Below are 25,010 nucleotides of genomic sequence, written 5' to 3'. Positions count from 1 at the left end.
AAAATTGCAAAAACAACCCCATGCAAAGTAGAATGGGCCACCCATTCGCTACTCGATTTCCTGCTGGATCATGCGGCCGAGCGCGAACAGTCGCTGGTCGATCGCGGTGGGCACCTCGCAGACGAATTTGACCACCCGCTGCCGGTCTTCAAAGATCCGGGTTTGCCAGACCATTTGATTGCTGAGGTCGTCGATCTTGGCTTGATCGGGCGCGGACGCACCCTGCAGGGCATGCAATGCGGACACATCGGACCGGATCTTGTCCGCGGCCTCGCGCTGCTTGCGGGTGATCCGCTCCAACCCGTTCATGACCGATGCGCGCTGCGCGTTGAGGCTGTCGAACAGGCCGGCGAACAAGAGCTTGCCAGCCGTGGCCTTGTCGGTCGCCGGGCTGCCAAGAAATTCCGTGATCAGCTTCTGGGCTTCATCGAGCGAAGTCCGCCTTGCGGCCAGCCTCGACACCAGCGGGCTTACCTTGGCATCGTCCCTCCATTTGTCCTTGATGTCGTCGAGCGGCGGACCGGCCCACACCGCGGTGAGCGAGATTTCCGGGACCTTGGCCTGGGTGCACGGCCAGTCCGGATAGCGCGGATCGGCGGCAAAGCCGGCCTCGGTCGATGCTGCGACAAGGAGGAGCGTCCCGATTGCGATCTGCCATCTCATGCTTCGCCTCCGGCGGGCCCGCGGCGAACCAGGCCGCGCGATGGATCATAGGCGTATATCGCACCGATCATGAAAGCCGTTGTGCAGCAAACGACGACGGCCAGTGAAGTCCAGTTCATCTGTCCGTACAGCGCAAAGCGTATCAGTTCGACGGCGTGCGTAAACGGATTGAACAGGCAGACATAGTAGAGCAAGGGGCTTCCCTCCTGCACCCGCCACAGCGGATAGAGCGCCGATGAAGCAAAGAACATCGGGAAAATCACAAAGTTCATCACGCCGGCAAAATTCTCGAGCTGCTTGATGCCGGAGGAGATCAGCATGCCGAGTGCGCCGAGCATCAAGCCCGAAACGATCAGCGCCGGCAGCACCGTGAGATAGCCGATCGGCGGCGGCGCGATATCCCAGAACCACGCGATCAACAGGAAGGCGTAGACCTGGAGCAGCGAGACCGCGGTTCCCGCAACGAGCTTGCAGAACAGCAAATACCAGCGCGGCAGAGGGCTCACCAGCAGGGTGCGCATATTCCCCATCTCGCGATCGTAGACCATCGAGAGCGACGACTGCATGCCGTTGAAGAGCTGGATCATCGCCATCAATCCCGGCGCGATATAGACCTCATAGAGAATGTAGGTTTCATATGGCGGGATGATGGAGATGCCGAGCACCTGGCGAAAGCCGGCGGCGAAGATGAACAGCCACACCAGCGGCCTGACCAGCGCCGATACAAAACGTTCGCGCTGGTGCACGAAGCGCAGCGCCTCGCGCCACACGATGCCGTTCAGGCAGGTGACATATTGCGCGAGCGAGAAGCCGCTGTGGTGTCGGCTGACGGTCGTGGAGCTCATGGCGCGGGGCTCCCGGGATCCACCGCAGCGCCGGTCAGGCGCATGAATGCGGAATTGATGTCACGGGCTCCGGCGTCGGCGATGATATTCTCGACCGGGCCATGCGCAAGAACCCGGCCCTGATGCAGGACCACGAGATCGTCGCCGGGCACGATCTCGTCGAACAGATGGGTGGCCCACAGCACGCCGATATCCTGCTCGGTCACGAGCTGCCGGACGTGGCCGAGGATATCGGCACGGGCCTTGACGTCGAGCCCGACGGTCGCTTCGTCAAGCAGCAGCAGGCGCGGGCGATGCAGCAAGGCGCGCGCGATTTCCAGCCGCCGCATCTGGCCGCCCGAGAGGTCGCGTACCTTGCTGCCGGTGCGGTCGGCAAGTCCGATACGCGTCAGCACTTCGTCGCTGCGCAGGCGTGCCTCGCGCTTGCCGATCCCATGCAGGGCGGCGTGATAGAGCAGGTTTTGCGTCACCGAGAGATCGAGATCGAGCGTGCGTGACTGGAACACCACGCCGAGCAGCCGCAGCGCTTCGCCTGGCGCAAGGCTGATGTCGTGGCCGAAAATGCCGATGCGTCCAGCCTGGGTTCCGAACAGCCGCGTGATCAGCGCGAACAACGTGCTCTTGCCGGCGCCATTGAGGCCAAGCAGCGCCGTGAAGCTTGCCGGTGCAACCGCGAAGCTGACGTCGATCAAAGCGCGCCTTGTGCCGTAGGAATGGCTGATGCCGTCGATCGACAATGCGGGCGTAGCCGCAGGATCGCTCCGGGGACGCGGGTCCGGCGGTGCGGGTCCTGTGCTGTGTGCGTCGATTGCTGTCATGGCTGAGCAAACGTAATCCCCCAGGGCAGCTCGCCGACCTGGATTGTCTTGATCACTTTTTGCGCCGCCACGTCGATGACAGAGACGTCGTTGGAGACGCCGTTGGTCACCAGCAGATGTTTTTCGTCCGGGGTGAAGGCCATATGCCAGACCCGTTGGCCGACCAGAAGATATTTCGTGACCTTGTGCGTCGTAGCGTCGACGACGGCAACGCGGTTGGCGGGGCCGAGCGCAATGAAACCGGTCTTGCCGTCCTTGGTGATCGCGATGCCGACCGGCTGGATCGCCTCGCGCCGCAGGCCGGGAATGTTGAACTCGATCTTGCCGGTGATGGTGCGCTTGGCGGGGTCGAGGATGGAAACGGTGCCGCCGATCTCCGACGATACCCACAATTCGGAGCTGTCGCGCTTGAACTCGGCATAGCGCGGCCGGGCATCGACCAGCACATTGGCGACGATCTCGCGCGTCGCGGTGTCGATGAAATGCGCCATGTTGGTGGTCTCTGAAGTATTGATCAGGATCTTGCCGTCGGGGCTGAGGGCCATGCCTTCGGGCTCGACGCCGACCTGGATGTCACCGAGGCGGACGCGCTTCTCGAGGTCGATGATGGTCACCGTGTTGTCGTTCTCGTTGGCGACATAGAGGAGTTTGCCGGCGGCATCCTGGGTGAACAGCTCCGGATCGGGACCGGAGGGCAGGCTGTCCACCACCTGATGGGTCGCGGTATCGATCACGTCAATCTTGTCGTCATCGCCGACCGCGACCAGCACGAATTTGCCGTTCTTCGTGAATTCGATACCGCGCGGGCGCTGACCGACCTTGATGGTATGGGTGACCGCCCATTTGTCGGTATCGATCACCGATACGGTGTTGCTCTTCTCATTCGATACATAGGCGATGAAGGCGAAAGCGGGGCTGGTGGCCGCGAGCCACACCGCCATTCCGGAAAGCAGACACCGACGCCACATCCGCCATTCCTCCGTTTTCAGTTCAGTTTGCATTTGGTTTCGGGCCGGTCGAGGCCGAGTGTGTCGAGTTCGGAGTACTGATGCAAGAAACCCTCCTGCGGCGAGACCGAGACGACCATGCGGCCGTCGACCAGCAGGATCGGCTGGCGTAGCTGCAGGTTCCAGTCCCGCAGCGTCAGCCGCTGTCCCTTGAAGGCCGCGACCGAAAAGTCCGGCCGCTTGAGAAAGTCGAACACCACTTTCGGGTCGCCGGAGTTGGTGCGCGATGTGGCTTCGCCGATCATGCGCCCTGCGGTCCAGGCCTGCATGTCCCGCGCCGTCATGCGCCGCGAGTTCAATTTGACGAAACGGTTCTGGATCTGGATCGCGCCCCACTGGTCGTGCGCCGCGTCCCAGCTCGTCGGCACCAGGCCTGCCGAGCCGGCGATCGGCCGCGGGTCCCAGGTCCGGTAGGGCAGATAGGAGGCGAACACTTCGCTTTCGTCCGCCGCGACGAGGACGTCATAAGCCGGCGCACCTTGCGTAAACACCGGCATTTGACGCTGGATCAGGGTTACACCGCTGTCGGTGCGCCGCGCGCCGCCGGTATCCTCGAAGACCTTTTCCTGAACGATCTTGGCGCCAAAGCGGGTCGCCGCGCGCCGCAGCGCGTCGGCGTAAAGTTTGTCGGCTTCATGTGAGCCGACCACCAGCAGCCAGCGCTTCCACTGCTTCCACACCAGATACTGCGCCAGCGCGTCAGCGAGCATCGAGCGGGTCGGGGCCACATGGATCACATTGGCGCGGCAATCCTGCTCGCGCAGCCGGTCGTCGATCGCACCACTGTTCAACAGCACAGTTTTGCGATCGCGCAGTGCATCGGCCGCCTTTAACAGCGAGTCGGCGGGCAGATCGGTGATGATGATGCCGTTGCGGTCGGCGAGAGCCGCCGCCGCCTTGGCGACATCCTCGCCTTCCTTCAATCGCATTTCTTCCAGGAAGAAACGCTGATTGAGGAATTTGCCGGTGGTGTTGTTGTCCTCGATCGCCAGCCGCGCACCGGCGATGCCGTCATTTTCTGACGGTTGCTCGACAAGGGACAGTTTCGATTTGATGCCGGCCTGACCGAGATAGCCGACGCGGATGTCGATCGGGTCGGCCGCGAGCGCGGAACTGGCCACGAAGCTTAGTCCGATTGCGCCGATCAACCATCGGATCATGGACGCTCCCTGAATTCTCCTCCTCGACTTGACGACGATGGAGGGATACTTGTCCCGTAAGCACACTCGACTTGAAACTTGACTGAATTGTTCTAGCTTGCAAGTCCGCATTTCGTCGTTGTTCGACCGTCGATGTGAGGGATCACGATCATGAGAGCGCAATTTGTCTTTGCCGCGCTGATGCTGCTGGTGTCGGTGCCGGCGCGCGCCGCTCCGCCGAAGCTCGCGATTTTCGATTTCGAGCTGCTGGATACCAGCCTCGAAGGCGAGATGAGGGGGCCTCAGGCCGACGAGCATGATCGACTGATCCGCATCAGCGACCTGGTGCGCCGGCAGTTGACGGAATCCAGCAAGTTCGAGCTTCTGGACATCTCGCCGGTGAAAGCTGCGGCTGAGGGCAGCAATCTGCAGGCATGCGGCGGTTGCGACGTCCAGTATGCGCAGCGCATCGGCGCGGATCTCGTCATCACGGGTGTCATGAAGAAGATCTCGACACTTATTCTCAACCTCACCATCTTCGTGCGCGACGCCCGCACCGGACAGCTCATCACCGCGATGAATGCCGATTTTCGCGGCAACACCGATGAATCCTGGACGCGGGCGACCAGCTATCTCGTGCGCAACCGGCTGCTGGCGCCCAATTATGGCAAGCCCCAGCCCTAATGGACTGCGCAAAATCTCAGGCTTTCAGGCGCGCGGCGTGCCAGCGCAGATGATCGCCCATGAAGCTGGAGATGAAGAAATAACTGTGGTCGTAACCACCCTGGCGGCGCAGCGTGAGCGGAATGTTCGCCTTCTCGCAGGCGCTTTTCAGCAATTCGGGGCGAAGCTGCTCGGCCAGAAACGAATCTGCGTCGCCATAATCCACCAGTAGATCGGAGAATCTGTCGCCGTCCTCGATCAACGCAACCGCATCATGTCTGCGCCAGGCCTGCCTGTCGCTGCCGAGATAGCCTCCGAGCGCCTTGATGCCCCACGGTACCTGTGAGGGGGCGACGATCGGCGCAAAGGCGCTGGCGGCGCGGTACCGGTCGGGATGGCGCAGTGCGACAGTCAGGGCGCCGTGGCCGCCCATGGAATGACCGAAGATGGATTGCCGCCCGGCATCGACGGGGAAATTCGCGGCGACCAGTTTCGGCAATTCTTCCGTGACATAACTCCACATCCGGTAGTTACGCGCGAACGGCGCCTGTGTTGCGTCGACATAAAAGCCGGCGCCGAGCCCGAAATCATAGGCGCCGGCAGGATCGCCGGGCACCTTGTCGCCGCGCGGGCTGGTGTCCGGCGCGACGAACACCAGTCCGAGTTCAGCGCAGGCACTGCGGAACTCGCCTTTTTCCGTGACGTTGGCGTGGGTGCAGGTCAGTCCCGACAGATACCAGACCACCGGCAGCTTTGCGCCATCCTGATGGGGAGGGACATAGACCGAAAATGTCATGTCGGTGCCGGTCTCGGCGCTGGCGTGCTTGTAAACGCCTTGCGTACCGCCATGCGATTTGTTCAGCGAAACCGTTTGAATTGTCATGAGCTCACCATTGCCGTGCCGTGCCGCGTCGCGCGGCCTTTTAGGCCACGCCGTTGTCGATGGCCAACCGCACCAGTTCGGCGGATGTGCGCACGCCGAGTTTGTGGCGCATGATCGAGGATGTATTGGCGACGGTCTTGTAGGAGGAATGGACCAGCCACGCGATTTCGGACAGGCATTTTCCTGCACTGAGCAGGCGCAGTATCTCCATCTCGCGCGCCGTGAGTTTTGAAAGCGGGCTCCTTGCGTACGATGGTCCGGCGAATGCAATGCTTTGCGCAATCGCCGGCGGCAAATAGACCCCGCCCTTTGCTACCTCGCGGATGGCATCAACAAGGTCCTGGGGATCCCCGGTCTTGGAGACAAAACCCTTGGCGCCGACGTCGATGGCGCGCGCGGCGAATACCGGGTCATCGTTCATGCTGAACATGATGATGCGCGCCGACGCATCGCGCCCTAGCAGGCGTCGCGCCAACTCGAAACCGGACACCGTCGGAAGGTTGATGTCGAGCACGCAGATATCGGGATGCCGTTCGCCGAACACGCGCTCGCCGCTCTCCGCGTCGGAGGCTTCCACGACATCGATCTCCGGCTCGTCCGCGAACAAGGCACGACAGCCTGAAGCTACGATGCGATGGTCATCAACGATCAGAACGCGCATTGGCATTGGTCCCGAATAGCCGCGTCAATCCCGTTGTGCACCGCATCAGGTGAACACCTGCCGTCGATGGTCATGCAACCCGGGCGATGTTGCTATACGCTTCGATTAGATAGACGCCGGTTTTATCTGTCAACGCTCTGCTCGATGATGAATTGAAGACGAGTTCGCTCTCAGGCAAAGGCGATTTCACTCCTGGACAAATGATATGTGGCAAAAGCTTTCGTTACGTGCCCGGATCAACCTGTTGCTCGCGCTCGTCCTCACGCTTGGTCTGGCCATCAACGTTGCGCGGCTTGTGCTCGAGGCCGGCCCCCGGGTGCAGGCCGAAGATCAAAGCGTCATACGGTTGGCGCGCGAGTTCATCGACACGATCGTTGCGGGATTGAACGAGGCGCCGGATCCCGAGGCGCGACTGAACCAGATTGTTCACGACCTCAACAAGCTGCGTCACGTCAGCATCACCCGACAGAGCGAAGCCGTCGCAAGATCCGGGATCGCGGACAAGCCGGACGACAATCCCGATGCACGCTCGCCGCCGGCATGGTTTGTCCGGCTTGTTCACCCCGAACAGACCACGGTGAACGTGCCGATCTCGATCAAGGCAAAACCGGACACGCTGCTGATCACGTCGCATCCCAACGACGAGATGGCCGAAATCTGGGACGGGATATTCACTCAGCTCCTGATCGGCGCCGCGATTGCGATCGTTCTATTCCTCATTACCAGCAGGGTCGTTGGCCGGGCGCTGGCGCCGATCCAGACGCTTTCGAGTGCGATGGCGAAGATCGAGGCCGGCGGCTACGACACGCGCGTGAAACCGGACGGGCCGCCGGAACTCGTTGCCATTTGCGACAAGTTGAATCACCTTGCGGCCACTCTGGGCGATGCAGTTGAAGACAAGCGGCGCCTGGCCGAGCGCGTCGTCTCGCTGCAGGATGTCGAGCGCAAGGAAATTGCCCGCGAACTGCACGATGAATTTGGACCCTATCTCTTTGCCTTGCGGGTGCATGCCAGCGCCCTGACGCGGATTGCGGATGCGGGGGATCCGAGCGCGGAGGCCACGCGAAGGCACGGCAGTGCCATATTGGAACAGCTGAATGCCTTGCAGGCGTCCAATCGCCGGGTTCTTGAAAAATTGCGCCCCGTAGGTCTGACGGAACTCGGCCTTCGCGAGGCGCTCGGCGCGCTGCTGCGCCTGTGGGGCGAGTCTCACCCCGAAGTCGCTATCGAAACGGCGATCTCGCCCTCGTTGGGCGCCACCGGCGAGACGGCTGATCTGACGATCTACCGCACCATCCAGGAAGCCCTGACCAATGTGTTTCGCCACGCCGGCGCCACCTGCATCGAGGTAAGCGTTCAACCGGCCGAACTGCCTGTGGGGCTTGCGCGTAGCGGCCGCGGCGGCGCGCTGGTGCGGGTTCGTGACAATGGCAACGGATTGGGGCCCGATCACAAGCTGGGCTTCGGGCTAACCGGCATGCGCGAGCGCATTTTGGCGCTGGGCGGCTCGCTTACGATTGCCTCCGGGGACAGCGGCGTAACGGTAGAAGCCTTGGTTCCCCGGGACGTGGGGCGATAGAGCCGTTGGGCTCTAGATTCTTTTTTGACGCGTTTTCTTGACGCGAACCGGTGTCCACTTCGCTGGAAAGCGCTCTAATTCGGGAATTTTTCCCGAATGCGTTCGGGACGTTTTGAATGGTGCGCAACTTTTTTGACGCCCGTAAGATCATCAGCGGCGTACCGGCAGACACCAATGCAGCCGGAATGGGATGGGACGAAGTAAAATGGGCGCGCGATTCCTGTTTATCGGGACAATATCACTGTGTCTGGTTCCCGGGAGTGACTGCGCTCAAGCCCAGGACGCGGCCGGTGCGACCGAGGTCTTGCCCGCCATCGAGGTGGTTTCTCCGGGGACAGCTGCCAGGCCCGCCCGCAGCAGAAATGCGCCCCGGGCGAGCAGGAACGTCCGCAGGGTTTTCGTCTATCCGACCGCGCCCACGCCGACGGCCGGTTCCGGAATGGATGTCGACAAGGTGGCGGCAAGCGTCAACGCGGTGGGGGCCGGACAGATCGCGCGCACCGGCTCGCTGAACATCGCGGACGCATTACAGCAGCAGGTGCCCGGTATCATCATCAGTGATACGACCGGAAATCCGTTTATGCCCGACATCCAATTTCGAGGTTTCGTCGCATCTCCGGTCGCCGGTACGCCTCAGGGACTGGCGGTTTACCAGAACGGCGTGCGCATCAACGAAGCGTTCGGCGACACCGTCAACTGGGACCTGATCCCGACGGCCGCGATCAGGTCGGTCACCGTCGTCACCAACAATCCCGCGTTCGGTCTCAACGCGCTGGGCGGCGCCGTCAACGTCCAGATGAAGGATGGCTTCAACTATCGTGGCGCCGAAATCAACACGATGGGCGGTTCGTTCGGACGCATCCAGAGTTCGGCGCAGTATGGCAAGCAGATCGACAATTTTTCCGTCTATGGCGCGCTCGAAGGCGTGCGTGATAACGGCTTTCGCAATTTTTCGGAGTCGGCCATTCGCCGGTTCTATGGCGATGTCGGCTACCGCACCGATAGCAGTGAATTTCACCTCAACGTGGGCCTGGCCAAAAACAATTTCGGCGCGGCGGCGACGGTGCCGGCTGAATTGCTGCAGAATTACTGGGGCGCCACCTACACCACGCCGCAGACGACATCCAATCAGGTTGCCTATGCCAATTTGACCGGAAAGGTCGAGGCCACGCCGACCTGGACGATCGAAGGCTCGGCGCGCGTCCGCGCTTTCAGGCAAAAGACGGTGGACGGCAATCCGACCGAGACGGAGCGCTGCGCGGCCGATCCGGGCCTGCTTTGCTTTAACGACGACGACGTCCCGGCAAATGGCCTCAACGGCGTCCAGCTCGCCAATCCCTTCCCCGACAACGCCGTGCTGGGACAGATCGACCGGACCACAACCCGTTCGGTCACGACCGGGGCAACCCTGCAGGCAACCAACACCGATCAGTTGTTCGGGCACAACAACCAGTTCATGGTCGGCGCCAGTATCGACTCCGGTGTCACCCGCTTCGGGGCCAGCGCGGAACTCGGCACCATCGGTTCAAACTACGTCGTCAACGGCAGCGGTATCTATCTCGGACCGTCCGGCGAGCCGATCTCGATCGGCCCGGTTTCGCTTCGTGCCACCAACCGCTACACCGGGCTCTACGCGTCAGACACGTTCGACGTGACCGATAGATTTTCGATCACGGGCGGCGGCCGGTTCAACCATGCGCATATTAAGCTGGAGGATCAGATCGGTACGGCGCTCAATGGCGAGCATACGTTTACCCGCTTCAATCCGATGATCGGCGGCACCTACAAGATCACACCCGCCTTGACTGCCTATGCGGGGTATTCCGAGGCCAATCGTGCACCGACCCCGCTGGAGCTTGCGTGCGCCGACCCCTTGCGCCCCTGTCTCATTGCCGCATTCCTCATCGCCGACCCGCCGCTGAAGCAAGTCGTGTCCCGCACCCTCGAGGCAGGCTTCCGCGGAACGTCGGAGCTGAATATCGGAACCTTGAGTTGGAAAGTTGGTGCGTTCCGCGCCACCAACGCCGATGACATCCTCGCAATTCCGAGCCCCGAGCTGCAGGGATTTGGCTATTTCCAGAACGTAGGTCGGACGCGGCGCCAGGGCATCGAGGCCCAGGTCAATCTGACGTCCAAGACACTGCAACTCTATGCCAGCTATGCCCTAGTGGATGCGCGCTTCCTCGACGCGCTGCAGGTCGGCTCCAACAGCCCGTTCGCCGATGACAACGGCAATGTCCAGATTCTGCCGGGCAATCGAATTCCGGCGATCCCCCGCAACCGGATCAAGTTCGGCATCGACTACGCGATCACGGATGCCTTCAAGGTCGGGGGCGATGCGCTGTTCGTCGACAACCAGTTTTTTGCCGGCGACGAATCCAATCAGGCGCCGAGACTGCCGTCCTATGCGGTTTTCAACCTGCACACCTCGTATCAGATCAACAAGACGCTCCAGATCTATGGGCGCGTGGATAACATCTTCGATAACCGCTATGCGACTTACGGGACCTTCTTCGACATGGGCGACATCCCCAACTTCGCCAATGGCGGCGCACCCTTCACCGACGCGCGTTCGCTCAGCCCGGCGCGGCCGCGCGCCTTCTACGCAGGCCTGAAGGCGACCTTCTGAAGCGAACCGTCACGGTCGATTCCACCAGGAAAAGCCGATCCATCCCAGCATCACTGCGCCTGCAATCCACAACAGGATGATAACAGCCATTCCGGCCCGGCTGATCGGACGCTGCGCGGCCGCGTTCGCCTTGGCGCGGCATTCGACCATGATCTCATCGGGAATCAGCGTCACCACGAGCCAGATGCCCAAAGGGAGCAGGATCAACTCGTCGAGATAGCCGACGACCGGGATGAAGTCCGGAATGAGGTCAATCGGCGACAGCGCATATCCGGCAACGGCAATGGCGAGTGCCTTCGCGTACCACGGCACGCGCGGATCGCGGGACGCGAGATAGATCGCGTGAGCGTCGCGCTTCAGAGCCTTCGCCCAGGTTTTGATACCAGTTTTGATACGAGAGAGCATGGAGCCTTCCAGAGTACCGGATTGCCGGTCAAGGTAGCAGCGTGATCAGAACTTGCGTGGCATTTCAGCCGCGCTTCTTGCGCATGGACGATCGGGTGAGACGCAGGCGGCCATTGGTGCGCGGCAGAAACTGCTTGCCCCTGGTGCTGAGGAAATCGAGCATTGCCTGCGCCGGCGGCAGCAGGACCTTGTCCTTGCGGGAGAGCGCGTACCATTGCCGGATCACGGGAAGGCCGACAACGTCGAGCGTGGTCAATCGCCGCTCGTCGAGCTCGGTCGCCACCGTGTGCGCGGAAATGAATGCAATGCCCAAACCTGCGATCACGGCCTGCTTGATGGTCTCGTTGCTGCTCATGACGAGGCCGATCCTGGGGCGAATGCCGGCCGATTCGAACAGCTGTTCCATCAACCCGCGCGTTCCGGATCCAGGTTCGCGCGTCAGGAAAGTTTCGCTGGCGAGTTCGCCCGGCGCGATGCGGGATTTTCGCGCCAGCCGATGTCCGGTCGGCGCGATGATGACGTGGGGGTGGTCGCCGATCAGGTGAACGTTCATGTCGATGTCTGCAGGCGGGCGGCCCATGATCGCAAAGTCGAGATCGTAGCCGCGCAATGCCGTGCCGATCTCCTGCCGGTTTCCGATCGAGAGCGTGACTTCGACGTCCGGATGCCGTTTCGAAAATCCTGAAATCATGAACGGCACGAAATATTTCGCGGTGCTGACGGCGCCGATCGAGATGCGGCCGGCGGTCTTCCCCGCCATCATCGCCATCGTGGTTTCGCAATCTGATATCGCCGCCTCGATCCGCTCAGTCAGCGCCAGCACTTCGCGTCCGGCATCCGTCAGCAGCATGCCGTCGCCGGTGCGCTGGATTAGCGGCAGTCCGGCGAGTGCCTGCAAATTGCGAAGCTGCAGCGTGACCGCGGGCTGGGTGAGATGGAGCTGTTTGGCCGCTGATGTGACCGATCGACTTTTTTGAACAGCGGCCAGTGCACGCAACTGGCGGATCGTCACTTCCCGCAATAACCGGCCTGCCATCGCCGCACCTTTATAATAAAAACTTTGCCTAGACCAAAGATAACAAAATTTTACTAATTCGGCAAACTGCGTTTCCTTTGACATCGCGGATTGCCAAGCCGGCGAGACGCTTCGAGAGCCCCCGAAAGAGGGCACAGGGGAGACGGCCATGGACGAGCGCGTGACGCTGCGTTCACATCTCGATCGGTCCGCATTGCAGACGCCGCTGCATGGCGCTGCACTTGCCGACGTGATCAAGGCGATTGCGTCAGCTTCCATCGAGCTTGCCGGGCTGATCGCGGATGGACCGTTCGCAGGCATTACCGGACGGCACGGCGGCATCAATTCTGACGGCGATCAGCAAAGGGATATCGATGTCGCCGCCGATGAATTGATACGGCGTGCCCTACGCGGCACCCCGGTGGCGGCGGTTCTTTCCGAGGAAGCGGCGCTGCCGGAAACCCTGCGTCCCTCGGCGCCGTTCTGTGTTGCGATCGACCCGCTCGATGGATCGGCCAACCTCGACAACAATATCTCGGTCGGCACCATCTTTTCGATCCGCCCCAGGGGCAACGACCTGCTTTCGACCTTCTTCGAGCCCGGCACGGCGCAGTGCGCCGCCGGTTTCATCGTCTACGGTCCGCAGACCACGCTCGTCCTCGCGCTCAACGCGCGCGTCGATGTCTTCATGCTCGACCGCCACGCGCAGGAATTCGTGCAGACCCGGCAGGGTGTGCAGATCGCACGCAATATGCCGGAGTTCGCCATCAACGCGTCCAATCACCGCCACTGGCACGGACCGGTCCGCACCTATATCGATGAGTGCCTCTCCGGCACCAGCGGCGGCGGCGAGGTGGATTTCAACATGCGCTGGATTGGTTCGCTGGTTGCGGAGGCGCTTCGCATCCTGGTGCGCGGCGGCGTGTTCCTTTATCCGGCCGATGCCCGCCCGAGCTATCGGGAAGGGCGGCTTCGCCTGCTGTACGAAGCCCATCCAATGGCGCTGATCATGGAATGGGCGGGAGGCGCGGCGTCGACCGGGCGCCGGCGAATTCTGGAACTGGCTGCGAAAACCCCGCATCAGCGGGTGCCGCTGATCATGGGATCCGTGCACCACGTGCGCGACGTGACGGCCATTCACGACAGGATCGAACCGATGTTCGACAATAGCGACGCACCGCTGTTTGCGCGGCGCGGCCTCTTCCTCTGACGGGACAATCGTGATGTCGCGGGCTCATCCCATCATATCGATCACGGGTTCGTCGGGCGCCGGCACGACGTCGGTGAAGAAGACGTTCGAGCAGATCTTCCGCCGCGAAAAGGTCGTTGCGGCCTACATCGAGGGTGACGCCTTCCACCGCTACAATCGCTTCGAGATGCGCACGAAAATGCTGGAGGAAGCCGAGCGCGGCAACAAGCATTTCAGCCATTTCAGCCCGGAAACCAACCTGTTTGTCGAACTGGAAAGGGTGTTCCGGGACTACGGCGAATCCGGCACCGGAACCACCCGTCACTACATCCACGACGACGAAGAAGCGAAGCTGTATGGCGCCGAACCGGGCACGTTCACCGACTGGCGCCGATTGCCTGAGAATTCCGACCTGCTGTTTTACGAAGGACTGCATGGCGCCGTCGTGACCGACAAGGTCAACGTCGCACAGCATGCCGATCTCAAGATCGGCGTCGTGCCTGTCATCAACCTGGAATGGATCCAGAAGCTGCACCGCGACCGCAGCGCCCGCGGCTATACCGCGGAGGCGGTGACCGACACCATCCTGCGGCGCATGCCCGACTACGTGAACTATATCTGCCCGCAGTTCGCCGAGACCGACATCAATTTCCAGCGCGTGCCGACCGTCGATACGTCGAACCCGTTCATCGCGCGTTGGATTCCGACGCCGGACGAATCGATGGTGGTGATCCGCCTGAGGAATCCGCGCGGCATCGATTTTCCGTATCTGCTGTCGATGATCCCGCACAGCTTCATGTCGCGCGCCAATTCGATCGTGATCCATGGCGCGAAACTCGATCTGGCGATGCAGCTCATTCTCACCCCGCTGATCCTGCAACTGATGGAACGCAAGAGGCGCACGACATGAACGCTCCCCTGTCCCGTATCGCCACCCGTCCGGATGCTTCGCACGCGGAAATGGCCAACGCGATCCGCTTTCTGGCGATCGATGCGGTTGAACAAGCAAAGTCCGGTCATCCCGGCATGCCGATGGGCATGGCCGACGTCGCCACCGTTCTGTTTTCGCGATTCCTTAAATTCGATCCGGCCGACCCGGCGTGGCCCGACCGCGATCGCTTTGTGCTGTCCGCCGGTCACGGCTCGATGCTGCTGTACGCGCTGTTGCACCTGACAGGCTACGAGGGCGTGACATCGGATGAACTCAGGGCCTTCCGGCAATGGGGATCGAAAACGCCGGGACATCCCGAATATGGCCATACCCCTGGTGTCGAGACCACTACCGGGCCGCTTGGGCAGGGCATCGCCACCGCCGTTGGCATGGCGCTCGCCGAACGACTGATGAATGCGCGCTTCGGCGACGACTACGTCGATCACTTCACGTATGTGATTGCCGGCGACGGCTGCCTGATGGAAGGCCTCAGCCACGAGGCGATCTCGCTGGCCGGCCATCTCAGGCTCAATCGCCTGATCGTGCTGTTCGACGACAACGAGATTTCGATCGATGGCGCGACCTCGCTGTCGTGCTCTGATGACCAGCTCGCGCGGTTCAAGGCCTCCGGATGGTCGGCCTGCCGGATCGACGGCCACGACCCCGAGGCCATCGCCGCTGCGATCGAACGGGCCCGCACCAGCGACCGGCCGTCGCTGATCGCCTGCCGCACGCTGATCGGTTTCGGGTCGCCGAGCCGCCAGGGCAGCGAGAAAGCCCATGGTGCGCCGCTCGGCACTGAAGAGGTAGCAAAGACCCGCGATGCGTTGAACTGGCCATATCCGCCGTTCCACGTTCCCGATTCCATCCTTGCGCAATGGCGAAACGCCGGCGCACGCGGGCATGCGGCGCGCCGCAGCTGGATCGAACGCACAAAACGCTGTGCCGCGACGCGCTCGCCGTTTCACGATGCCCTCAATCGCCATTTGCCGTGCGGCTATGTCGACGCGATGGCGCTGCTGCGCGATCGCTTCGCCGCCGAGCGGCCCAACATCGCGAGCCGGCAGGCCTCGCAGCTGGTGATCGACGCAATCGCCGAGGCGTTGCCGAATCTGCTCGGCGGCTCCGCCGATCTGACCCATTCCAACCTGACGCGCGCCAAAACGCACGGGTCCGTGCAGGCCGATTGCCTCAACGGCAGCTACATTCACTACGGCGTCCGCGAGCACGCGATGGCGGCGGCGATGAACGGCATCGCGTTGCATGGCGGCTTCATTCCCTATGGCGGCACCTTTCTCAGCTTCGCCGACTACAGCCGGCCCGCGATCAGGCTGGCGGCATTGATGGGTATCCGCGTCATCCATGTGATGACGCACGACTCGATCGGACTGGGCGAAGATGGCCCCACTCACCAGCCGGTCGAGCATCTGGCATCGCTGCGGGCGATCCCCAACCTGCTGGTGTTTCGCCCCGGCGATGCCATTGAGACCGCAGAAGCCTGGGATTGCGCGTTGCGCGCCCAAAATAGCCCGTCGCTGCTGTGCCTGTCGCGGCAGGCGATGCCGACGTTCCGCGAAGCCGGTGAGCAGAATCTGGTCGGGTTCGGCGCTTACGTCGTGGTCGATCCGGAGGAAGGCCGCGACGTCACCCTGATCGCCACCGGCTCGGAAGTATCGATCGCCATGCACGCGGCCGAATTGCTGGCGAGCGTCAACGTCCGCGCGGCCGTGGTTTCGGCGCCGTGCTTCGAATTGTTTCGCCAGCAATCCCGCGAATATCGAACCGCGGTGCTCGGCCGCGTGCCGCGGATCGGCGTCGAAGCCGCGGTCGAAGGCGACTGGGCGCGCTGGCTCGGCGATGACGGCGAATTCGTCGGCATGACCGGCTTTGGCGCTTCCGCACCGGCCGAAACGCTCTACCGCGAATTCGGTATCACCGCGGACGGGGTGGCGAAGGCGGCCCTGCGCTGCATCGCGCGGGCGAGAATGGCGGCGAGCGACACATGACCGCCTGCACACCAACAACGACACGGAGGTTCCAATGGCCAGAATCACACTGAGGCAATTGCTCGATCACGCCGCCGAGCGCGGCTACGGCGTGCCGGCATTCAACATCAACAACATGGAGCAGGGCCTTGCGATCATGGAGGCCGCGGCCGCCGTCGATGCACCCGTTATCATCCAGGCCTCGCGCGGCGCGCGCTCTTACGCCAACGACATCATGCTCTCGAAGATGATCGACGCGCTGGAGGAGATGCATCCGCAGATCCCGCTTTGCCTGCATCAGGACCACGGCAACGAGGAAGCAACCTGCGCCACCGCGATCAAGCATGGCTTCACCTCCGTCATGATGGACGGTTCGCTCAAGGCCGACGCCAAGACCGCGGCGGATTACGACTACAATGTCGACATCACCCGCCGCGTGGTCGACATGGCGCACTGGATCGGTGCCTCCGTCGAGGGCGAACTGGGCGTGCTCGGTTCGCTGGAGCATGGCGGCGGCGAACAGGAGGACGGTCACGGCGTCGAGGGTGAAGTCAGCCACGACCAGCTGTTGACCGATCCGGACCAGGCGGTCGATTTCGTCCGCGCCACCAAGGTCGACGCGCTGGCGATCGCGATGGGCACCTCGCACGGCGCCTACAAGTTTTCGCGCAAGCCCGACGGCGACATCCTTGCGATGCGTGTGGTCGAGGAGATCCATCGCCGGCTGCCGAACACGCATCTGGTGATGCATGGTTCCTCCTCGGTGCCGCAGCCGCTGCAGGACATTTTCAATCAGTTCGGCGGCGAAATGCCGCAGACCTGGGGCGTGCCGGTCGAGGAGATCGTCCGCGGCATCAGGCACGGCGTCCGCAAGGTCAACATCGATACCGACTGCCGGCTGGCGATGGCCGCTGCGTTCCGCAAGGTCGCCACCCAAAACCGCAGCGAATTCGATCCGCGCAAATTCCTCAAACCGGCGATGGACGCGCTACGCGATCTTTGCCGTGACCGCTTCGAGCAATTCGGCACCGCCGGCCACGCCTCGAAGATCAAGGTCGTTCCATTGGCCGAGATGGCGAGGCGCTATCGCTCCGGCGCGCTCGACCCACGCATCGGGGAGATGACCCATGCCGCCTGATCTTTTGATCCCCACGCTTCCGACCAGCCGCCGCACGCAACAAGAGGAAACCAAGATGAACCAGCACTCGATGACCATCCGCGGCAAGGATCGCTACAGGTCCGGCGTCATGGAATACAAGAAGATGGGCTATTGGGAGCCCGACTACGAGCCGAAGGAAACCGACATCATCGCCCTGTTCCGAGTCACCCCGCAGGATGGCGTCGATCCGATCGAGGCTGCGGCGGCGGTGGCCGGCGAATCCTCGACCGCAACCTGGACCGTGGTGTGGACCGACCGGCTCACGGCGGCGGAGAAATACCGCGCCAAGTGCTACCGCGTCGATCCGGTGCCGAACTCGCCGGGGCAATATTTCGCCTATATCGCCTACGATCTCGACCTGTTCGAGAACGGATCGATCGCCAATCTGTCGGCGTCAATCATCGGCAACGTGTTCGGATTCAAGCCGCTGAAGGCGTTGCGGCTGGAGGACATGCGGCTGCCGGTGGCCTATGTGAAGACGTTCCAGGGGCCGGCGACCGGCATCGTGGTCGAGCGCGAGCGCATGGACAAGTTCGGCCGCCCGCTGCTCGGGGCCACCGTGAAGCCGAAGCTTGGGCTGTCCGGCCGCAACTACGGACGCGTGGTCTATGAAGCGCTCAAGGGCGGGCTCGACTTCACCAAGGACGACGAGAACATCAACTCGCAGCCGTTCATGCATTGGCGCGAACGCTTCCTCTATTGCATGGAAGCCGTCAACAAGGCGCAGGCGGCGTCCGGTGAGGTCAAGGGCACCTATCTCAACGTCACCGCCGGAACCATGGAGGACATGTACGAACGGGCCGAATTCGCCAAGGAGCTTGGCTCGGTCATCATCATGATCGACCTGGTGATCGGCTACACAGCGATCCAGTCGATGGCGAAATGGGCGCGCCGCAACGACATGATCCTGCATCTGCATCGGGCAGGGCATTCGACCTATACGCGGCAGCGCAGCCATGGCGTCTCATTCCGCGTCATCGCGAAATGGATGCGGCTCGCCGGCGTCGATCACATCCACGCCGGCACCGTGGTCGGCAAGCTCGAGGGCGATCCGGCGACCACGCGCGGCTATTACGACATCTGCCGCGAAGACTACAATCCGGTGCGGCTCGAGCACGGCGTGTTCTTTGAACAGAACTGGGCCAGCCTCAACCGGATGATGCCGGTCGCGTCCGGCGGCATTCACGCCGGGCAGATGCACCAGCTGCTCGATCATCTCGGCGAAGACGTGATCCTGCAGTTCGGCGGCGGCACCATCGGCCATCCCATGGGCATCCAGGCCGGCGCAACCGCCAATCGCGTCGCGCTGGAAGCGATGATCCTCGCCCGCAACGAGGGCCGCGACTATCTCGCCGAAGGTCCGGAAATTCTGGCCAAGGCGGCGGAGACTTGCACGCCGCTGAAGTCGGCGCTCGAGGTCTGGAAGAACGTCACCTTCAACTATGAATCGACCGACATGCCCGACTACGTCCCCACACCCAGCGTCGCGATGTAAGGAGCTGTTATCATGCGCATTACCCAGGGGGGCTTCTCGTTCCTGCCCGATCTAACCGACGAGCAGATTTCCCGCCAGGTCCAGTATTGTCTGGAGAAAGGCTGGGCGGTGAACATCGAATTCACCGACGACCCGCATCCCCGCAACAGTTTTTGGGAGATGTGGGGATTGCCGATGTTCGACCTTCGCGACGCCGCCGGCGTGATGATGGAGCTCGGTCAATGCCGCAAGGTGTACGGCAACAGCTACATCCGAATGTCGGCGTTCGATAACAGCCACGGCTGGGAATCGGTGCGGCTGTCCTTCATCGTCAACCGGCCAAAGGACGAACCCGGCTTCCGCCTCGAACGGCACGAGATGGCCGGCCGCAACATTCGCTACACCACGAAGTCTTACGCGGTCGATCGCCCGGAAGGCGGTCGCTACGGTTAGCTCCTCTGTTACCTCTGCCGGCCGGCGGATCTCCCTCATCGACCCCGGCCGGATCCTCTGCTCCGTCGTTTGCGAAAGCGGCGACGGAGCTTTTTTTCTCCAGCGTTGAGGTTCGCACATGGATTTGGATGCCTCGCCGATGACAGACAGGGTCAGTCTCCGCGAAGAACTCGAGGCCGTCGGCATTGAGGAGATCCTCACCCAGCTCGACCGCGAGCTGATCGGGCTCAAACCCGTCAAGACACGCATCCGCGAAATCGCGTCGCTGCTGTTGATCGAGCGTATCCGCAAGCGGATGAATCTGACAACGGACGTGCCGACACTGCATATGTCGTTCACCGGCAATCCCGGCACCGGCAAGACCACGGTGGCGCTGCGGATCGCGAGCATTCTCCACCGGCTTGGTTTCGTTCGCCGCGGCCATGTCGTCTCGGTCACCCGCGACGAACTGGTGGGGCAATATATCGGCCACACCGCACCCAAGACCAAGGAGGTGCTGAAGAAGGCGATGGGCGGCGTGCTGTTCATCGATGAGGCCTATTATCTCAATCGGCCGGACAATGAACGGGACTACGGCCAGGAGGCGATCGAGATCCTGCTGCAGGTGATGGAATCGCAGCGCGAGGATCTGGTGGTCATCCTCGCCGGCTATGGCGACCGCATGGAGAAATTCTACGCCAGCAATCCGGGCTTCCGCTCCCGGATCGCCCATCACATCGATTTTCCGGATTATTCCAATGATGAGCTGCTCGCCATCGCCGACCTGATGCTGCACGACATGAACTACAAGTTCAGCGACGAGGCGCGGGAGGCCTTCATCCGCTACATCGCGGCGCGCGTCACCCAGCCGCTGTTCTCCAACGCCCGCTCGATCCGAAACGCGCTCGACCGCATGCGGCTGCGGCAGGCCAATCGTCTCGTTGCCGATCTCGACCGCATGCTGGACGCCGACGACGTGATGTCGCTGCAGGCATCGGACGTGCTCGCCAGCCGGGTGTTTTTGAAAGACAAGTCGTAGACTGGAGTCCGGCGTAAACCCGAAGCAAGCCTGCGCCGGGTTCGCCACCTCGCGCATGTCGGCGGCACCTCGGTTATTCGGCGGCCGCGCATCACGCTCTCGCCATCTCCCGTGCCCCGCCCAGCAGCTTGACGTTGAGCTTGCCACCCGTGAACAGCATGTCGTCCAGTGCCTGGCTGATGTCAGGGGATTCGACGGTTTTGCCGCCATCGCGGGCGATACTTGCCTGCGCCACGCGCCGCATCAGTTCCTTGATGAAGGCGGCGCTGACGCCCTCGGTCCGCTGCGCGGCCTCGCCAACGATGGCATCGCTGAGCGGCAACCCCCTGCCGTAGAGCTGGACGAGTTTCTTGCGGCCGATCTCGTTCGGCACCGGCACCTCGATCGCCTGGTCGATGCGGCCGGGGCGGCTTGCCAACGCGCTCTCCAGCTGTTCCGGCCGGTTGGTGGTCAGCACGAACAGGATGTCCGCATCCTGCTTCAGACCGTCCATTTCGTTGAGAAGCTCATTGAGCATGACTTCATCGCAAGCGCTGCTCATCTGCTCGCGGTCGCGCGCGGCGAGATCGGCGTCCTCGATCACGACCATCGCGGGCTGCAGCAGTCGGGCAAGGCTCATGTACTGCGCAAGGGCGCCGACCTGTGCGGCCGTGATGATCAGGGTCGTATGACCTGGCAGGTTGCTCGCGAGATAGCGGATTGTATGCGTCTTTCCTGTTCCGGGTGGCCCATAGAGCAGGATGCCCTTGCGGGTCGATTGCCCGAGCTCGCGCAGCTTTTGGCGGTTTCCGACAAATTCCAGCACGTTGCGATCGAGCAGTTTCAGTGTGGCCTCGGGCAGGATGACGTCGTCGCGTCGGACCAGCGGCACCTTGTGGACCATGATGCCTCTCGTGCGCCCGCTATAACCCCTGTCGACATCGAGCGACAAAACCTTGCCGCGATAGCTGCGCGCGTCATTGACCGCGCGCTCGAGCTCGGCGAAGCAGCGTTGCGCGAACTCCGCGCCTTCGGCGCCAGCAGGCACGGCAATCTCGATACGCGTACCCGCTTCACGGCTATACTCGCGGTGCGAGGAAAGCACCACGGCATAGCGCAAATCGTCGTCGGTTCTGCAGAGCCACAGGCCATTTTCGAGACATTTGACGGGCTCGCTCTCGCCGACATCAACGTCGTGATACTGCGCGGGTGCTATGGCGTGCGCATTCCGGCCGTCGCGGGTCAGCGCCGCGAAGTTCAACGTCTCGTAGCGATGCTCTTCATAGATGCCGAAAAATCGCAGCGGAGATCCGGAGAACAGCCTGTCGACGCCGGCTTGAACATCCGCGCGCATGTGACCTGGGAATAGTCGCGAGGTCGAAACCAGTCGATCCATTGGAATTCCGGCAAAATGCGAGGTCAAGGCCTGGTAGGCATGCTCGAATTGCTTGCCGCTGGTGAATTCGGGCAGCTGGCTCGTGATCCCCTTCACGCACTCATCGCAGATAAGTGCCACATTGCCTTTCAAGGAAATCCGGTTGGCGAAAGGATCCCCGCAGAGATTGCAGCGGTCGTTGAACACCAGACTATCCGCGATAGTCGCTCTGCTCGTGATACGGAGCGGATGACCGGCGTCATCGATGCGTTGCCGAGCAGCCTCCAGCATCTCGCTGGCGATGTCAGCCGGGTAGCTTCCGCAACTTGCTTTGTCTTCTTTCCGAAGTGCATCCCTAAATCTGCATGCGTCCGCCAGTGGCTTCCGGAATACCTCGAGCAGGAGGTCGATCAGGAACTGCAGCGGCGTTTCTTCGTCGTGGTGAAAGATGATTTCGCGATGGCTGGCCTTCGCCTTGACTGTACTCATTGGAAAATTGCCCCCGATTGAACTGGCACCCGCCCTGCGTCTCACTTCAAGGGGGCCTTGAGACCCTAGAACAAACAAAGAACAATGTCCACTACCTCAACGTGCACGAGCGCGATTCGATTCACCGAGCGTTCGAATTATGGAGCAACTTCAATGAAGTAAAAGTTCATAGTGTTGCTCGGAATCACGCGCCATACTGTCGTCGTCCAAAGCAATGTCGCGAACAAGGGACGCGAAGAGAGCGGATCGGCTGCGAAGATCGCAAGGCCGTTTCCCGCTTCCAACCTCGCGCCGATTGAGAGATCCGATGACCGATGTGACCGAGAAAACCCCTCCCGATTCCCCAACCGACGCATCTTTCCGCCCGCATTCGTCCCATTGGGGTGTGTTTTCGGCGCGCTGGCAGGGCGACGAGCTCGAGGTTCGGCCGCACCCTGATGATCCCGATCCGAACCAGATCATCGATAATTTTCCCGGCGCCTTGCGCCACCGCGCGCGCGTCGCGCAGCCGGTGGTGCGCCGTGGCTGGCTCGAAGGGAAGCGCGGGCCGGACGCGCGCCGCGGGCGTGATGAATTTATCCCGATGTCCTGGAAGGACGCGCTGGATCTGCTTGGCGCCGAACTCGCCCGCGTGCGGGACAATTATGGTCCGGGTGCGGTGTTCGGCGGCTCCTACGGCTGGTCGAGCGCGGGCCGCTTTCACCATGCGCAGAGCCAGGTCCATCGCTTCCTGAACATCGCGATGGGCGGCTACGTCAAGTCGGTCAATTCATATAGTTCCGGCGCCGCCACCGTCGTGGTGCCCCACATCATTGGCGACTACGAGGATCTGACCAAGCGCAACGTCTCCTGGGAACAGATCGCCGAGCACAGCGATGTCGTGCTCGCCTTTGGCGGCATGGCGCTGAAGAACAGCATGGTGGCCGGCGGCGGCACCAGCAAGCATGTCGAGCGTGGCGCGATGGCGCGCGCCGCGGCGCGCGGCTGCCAGTTCGTCCATGTCAGCCCGCTGCGCGGCGATTTGCCTGATGAAGCCCGCTCGCAATGGATCAGCAACATCCCGGGCACCGATGTCGCCCTGATGCTGGCGCTGGTGCATACGCTGGTTGCCGAGGGACTGCACGATCGGGCCTTCCTCGATCGCTTCACGGTCGGCTGGCCGGTGTTCGAGCGTTACGTTCTGGGCGAGACCGACGGCCAGCCCAAGGATGCGGCATGGGCCGCGGCGATATCAGGCGTCGCCGCCGACACCATCGTTGCGCTCGCCCGCAAGCTTCACGGCCGCCGTGCGCTGATCGTGGTCTCGCACTCGCTGCAACGGGCCGAACATGGCGAGCAGCCGGTCTGGATGGGCGCCGTTCTTGCCGCAGCGCTGGGGCAGATCGGTCTGCCGGGCGGCGGCTATGCCTACGCGCTCGGGGCCATCGCCTATTACGGCCGACGCTACAACGCCGTGCCGACGCCGACACTTTCGCAAGCGCGTAACGGCGTCACCGAATTCATTCCGGTCGCCCGCATCGCCGACATGCTGCTCAATCCCGGCGGCACCTATCGCTACAACGGCAAGACCAAGACCTATCCCGACATCAAGCTCGTCTACTGGGCCGGCGGTAATCCCTTCCATCACCATCAGGACATCAATCGCCTGAGGAAGGCCTTCGCGCAGGTCGACACGTTGGTGGTGCATGAATTGGGCTGGACCGCGACGGCGCGGCATGCCGATTTCGTGCTGCCCGCGACCATGACGCTGGAGCGCGAGGATATCGGCGCTAATGCCAACGATCCCCTGCTGGTGCCGATGCAGCAGATTGCGCCGCCTTATGGTGAAGCGCGGGACGATTACGCCATCTTTTCCGATCTCGCCGAACGCCTCGGCAAGCGCGAAGCCTTCACCGAAGGCCGCAACGTCCGCCAATGGCTGGAGCACCTGTACGAGCCGACGCGGAAAGGGCTGGCAGAGCGCGGATTAGCGGCGCCGAGTTTCGACGAGTTCTGGAAGGGCGACGGCCTGATCATGCCGCAACACCCTGATGATGGCGGGCAGCTGCGCCGTTTCCGCGAAGATCCGGATGGCGCAAAACTGCCGACGCCGAGCGGCAAGCTGGAAATCTTCTCGGAGACCATCGCGGGCTTTGGCGAGACGGACTGTCCGGGTCATCCGGCCTGGCTCGAGCGGGTGCAGGTGCCGGCGCCGTCGGCACCGCTGATCCTGGTCGCCAACCAGCCGGCGACGCGGCTACACAGCCAGCTTGATTTCGGTGGCCACAGCGCAGCGTCGAAGCAACGCGGACGCGAGGTCGCATGCATGAATCCGATCGACGCCGCCGCGCGCGGGATTTCCGACGGTGACATCATTCGCCTGTTCAACGAGCGCGGCGCGTGTCTGGCGGGCGTCCGCGTGACCGACGGTATAAGGCAGGGCGTGATCCAGCTGGCTACCGGCGCCTGGTACGATCCCGCCGATCCCAACGAAGATGCGCCGCTTTGCGTGCACGGCAATCCGAACGTCCTGACGCGGGACGTCGGCACGTCCTCTCTGGCGCAGGGCTGCACCGGGCAACTGACGACCGCCGAGGTCGAACGTTTCATCGGCAATCTGCCGCCGATCCAGGCCTACGATCCGCCCGTGACAGCGAAGCGCGGAAGCTAGG

General features: G+C 62.4%; 21 protein-coding genes and 1 pseudogene. 11 read left to right on the top strand and 11 right to left on the bottom strand.

The window, feature by feature from the left end:
* Positions 1-48 precede the first annotated feature (48 nt).
* The 5 genes from JQ558_RS20240 to JQ558_RS20220 are packed head-to-tail and all read right to left on the bottom strand — an operon-like array spanning position 49 to position 4,493.
* Positions 49-663, bottom strand: coding sequence for a hypothetical protein (locus JQ558_RS20240; protein ID WP_212294684.1), 615 nt, complete (start codon positions 661-663; stop codon positions 49-51).
* A complete protein-coding gene (locus tag JQ558_RS20235) occupies positions 660-1,508 on the bottom strand; it encodes an ABC transporter permease (protein ID WP_212294683.1) in 849 nt (282 codons plus the stop codon). The genes JQ558_RS20240 and JQ558_RS20235 overlap by 4 nt, the downstream gene beginning before the upstream one ends.
* Positions 1,505-2,326: an ABC transporter ATP-binding protein gene (locus JQ558_RS20230; RefSeq protein WP_212294682.1), complete on the bottom strand. Its 822-nt coding sequence runs from the start codon at positions 2,324-2,326 to the stop codon at positions 1,505-1,507. The genes JQ558_RS20235 and JQ558_RS20230 overlap by 4 nt, the downstream gene beginning before the upstream one ends.
* Positions 2,323-3,294 carry a YVTN family beta-propeller repeat protein gene (locus tag JQ558_RS20225; RefSeq protein ID WP_409363383.1) on the bottom strand — a complete coding sequence of 324 codons (972 nt, stop codon included), beginning with the start codon at positions 3,292-3,294 and terminating at the stop codon, positions 2,323-2,325. The genes JQ558_RS20230 and JQ558_RS20225 overlap by 4 nt, the downstream gene beginning before the upstream one ends.
* A gap of 17 nt (positions 3,295-3,311) precedes the next feature.
* The gene (locus JQ558_RS20220) at positions 3,312-4,493 is read right to left on the bottom strand and encodes an ABC transporter substrate-binding protein (RefSeq protein ID WP_212294681.1); all 1,182 of its coding nucleotides are present in this window, start codon (positions 4,491-4,493) and stop codon (positions 3,312-3,314) included.
* Positions 4,494-4,643: 150 nt separating this feature from the next.
* On the opposite strand from JQ558_RS20220, the gene JQ558_RS20215 reads away from it, so the two are divergent.
* Positions 4,644-5,156 (top strand): DUF3280 domain-containing protein, encoded by a 513-nt coding sequence (locus JQ558_RS20215; protein ID WP_212294680.1) that lies wholly within the window; start codon positions 4,644-4,646, stop codon positions 5,154-5,156.
* 16 nt (positions 5,157-5,172) lie between these two features.
* Here JQ558_RS20215 and fghA read toward each other — a convergent pair whose 3' ends face one another.
* On the bottom strand, positions 5,173-6,018 hold the full coding sequence (gene fghA, locus JQ558_RS20210; RefSeq protein WP_212207762.1) for an S-formylglutathione hydrolase: 846 nt from the start codon (positions 6,016-6,018) through the stop codon (positions 5,173-5,175).
* 40 nt (positions 6,019-6,058) lie between these two features.
* Positions 6,059-6,679: a response regulator transcription factor gene (locus JQ558_RS20205; protein ID WP_212207763.1), complete on the bottom strand. Its 621-nt coding sequence runs from the start codon at positions 6,677-6,679 to the stop codon at positions 6,059-6,061.
* A 205-nt stretch (positions 6,680-6,884) separates the two neighbouring features.
* Here JQ558_RS20205 and JQ558_RS20200 point away from each other — a divergent pair, with 205 nt between their 5' ends.
* Both JQ558_RS20200 and JQ558_RS20195 read left to right on the top strand, forming a co-directional pair.
* Complete coding sequence (locus JQ558_RS20200) at positions 6,885-8,258, top strand: histidine kinase (RefSeq protein WP_212294679.1); 1,374 nt, start codon at positions 6,885-6,887, stop codon at positions 8,256-8,258.
* A 190-nt stretch (positions 8,259-8,448) separates the two neighbouring features.
* Positions 8,449-10,887, top strand: coding sequence for a TonB-dependent receptor (locus tag JQ558_RS20195; RefSeq protein WP_212294678.1), 2,439 nt, complete (start codon positions 8,449-8,451; stop codon positions 10,885-10,887).
* A gap of 9 nt (positions 10,888-10,896) precedes the next feature.
* Here JQ558_RS20195 and JQ558_RS20190 read toward each other — a convergent pair whose 3' ends face one another.
* On the bottom strand, positions 10,897-11,292 hold the full coding sequence (locus JQ558_RS20190; protein ID WP_212294677.1) for a YkvA family protein: 396 nt from the start codon (positions 11,290-11,292) through the stop codon (positions 10,897-10,899).
* Positions 11,293-11,356: 64 nt separating this feature from the next.
* Positions 11,357-12,328 carry a LysR substrate-binding domain-containing protein gene (locus tag JQ558_RS20185; protein WP_212294744.1) on the bottom strand — a complete coding sequence of 324 codons (972 nt, stop codon included), beginning with the start codon at positions 12,326-12,328 and terminating at the stop codon, positions 11,357-11,359.
* A gap of 148 nt (positions 12,329-12,476) precedes the next feature.
* On the opposite strand from JQ558_RS20185, the gene JQ558_RS20180 reads away from it, so the two are divergent.
* The 7 genes from JQ558_RS20180 to cbbX all read left to right on the top strand — a co-directional run bounded on the left by JQ558_RS20180 (position 12,477) and on the right by cbbX (position 20,516).
* Positions 12,477-13,517 (top strand): class 1 fructose-bisphosphatase, encoded by a 1,041-nt coding sequence (locus tag JQ558_RS20180; RefSeq protein ID WP_212207768.1) that lies wholly within the window; start codon positions 12,477-12,479, stop codon positions 13,515-13,517.
* A 13-nt stretch (positions 13,518-13,530) separates the two neighbouring features.
* Entirely contained in the window at positions 13,531-14,406 is an 876-nt protein-coding gene (locus JQ558_RS20175) for a phosphoribulokinase (RefSeq protein WP_212263409.1), read from the top strand.
* Entirely contained in the window at positions 14,403-16,433 is a 2,031-nt protein-coding gene (gene tkt / locus JQ558_RS20170) for a transketolase (protein ID WP_212294676.1), read from the top strand. Before JQ558_RS20175 ends, tkt begins: the two co-directional genes overlap by 4 nt.
* 34 nt (positions 16,434-16,467) lie before the next feature.
* A complete protein-coding gene (gene fba, locus JQ558_RS20165) occupies positions 16,468-17,550 on the top strand; it encodes a class II fructose-bisphosphate aldolase (RefSeq protein WP_212294675.1) in 1,083 nt (360 codons plus the stop codon).
* A gap of 55 nt (positions 17,551-17,605) precedes the next feature.
* Entirely contained in the window at positions 17,606-19,066 is a 1,461-nt protein-coding gene (locus JQ558_RS20160; protein WP_212207824.1) for a form I ribulose bisphosphate carboxylase large subunit, read from the top strand.
* 12 nt (positions 19,067-19,078) lie between these two features.
* Positions 19,079-19,498, top strand: coding sequence for a ribulose bisphosphate carboxylase small subunit (locus JQ558_RS20155; RefSeq protein WP_212294674.1), 420 nt, complete (start codon positions 19,079-19,081; stop codon positions 19,496-19,498).
* 139 nt (positions 19,499-19,637) lie between these two features.
* Positions 19,638-20,516 carry a CbbX protein gene (gene cbbX, locus JQ558_RS20150; protein ID WP_212294673.1) on the top strand — a complete coding sequence of 293 codons (879 nt, stop codon included), beginning with the start codon at positions 19,638-19,640 and terminating at the stop codon, positions 20,514-20,516.
* Between the two features lie 91 nt (positions 20,517-20,607).
* On the opposite strand, the gene JQ558_RS20145 is transcribed toward cbbX, so the two are convergent.
* Together JQ558_RS20145 and JQ558_RS37320 are read right to left on the bottom strand one after the other, a co-directional pair.
* The gene (locus JQ558_RS20145; RefSeq protein WP_249142557.1) at positions 20,608-21,891 is read right to left on the bottom strand and encodes an AAA family ATPase; all 1,284 of its coding nucleotides are present in this window, start codon (positions 21,889-21,891) and stop codon (positions 20,608-20,610) included.
* A 273-nt stretch (positions 21,892-22,164) separates the two neighbouring features.
* A pseudogene (locus JQ558_RS37320) lies at positions 22,165-22,359 on the bottom strand (ATP-dependent Clp protease adaptor ClpS); the annotation flags it as partial.
* A 307-nt stretch (positions 22,360-22,666) separates the two neighbouring features.
* Between JQ558_RS37320 and JQ558_RS20140 the strand changes: the two are divergent.
* Positions 22,667-25,009, top strand: a complete 2,343-nt coding sequence (locus JQ558_RS20140) for a molybdopterin guanine dinucleotide-containing S/N-oxide reductase (RefSeq protein WP_212294671.1) — start codon at positions 22,667-22,669, stop codon at positions 25,007-25,009.
* Position 25,010 lies beyond the last annotated feature (1 nt).

Source organism: Bradyrhizobium sp. AUGA SZCCT0160 (assembly GCF_018130105.1).
Taxonomy (GTDB): Bacteria; Pseudomonadota; Alphaproteobacteria; order Rhizobiales; family Xanthobacteraceae; genus Bradyrhizobium.
Note: the sequence above shows the minus strand (reverse complement) of the source record. Positions and strands in the feature narration are given on the sequence as shown.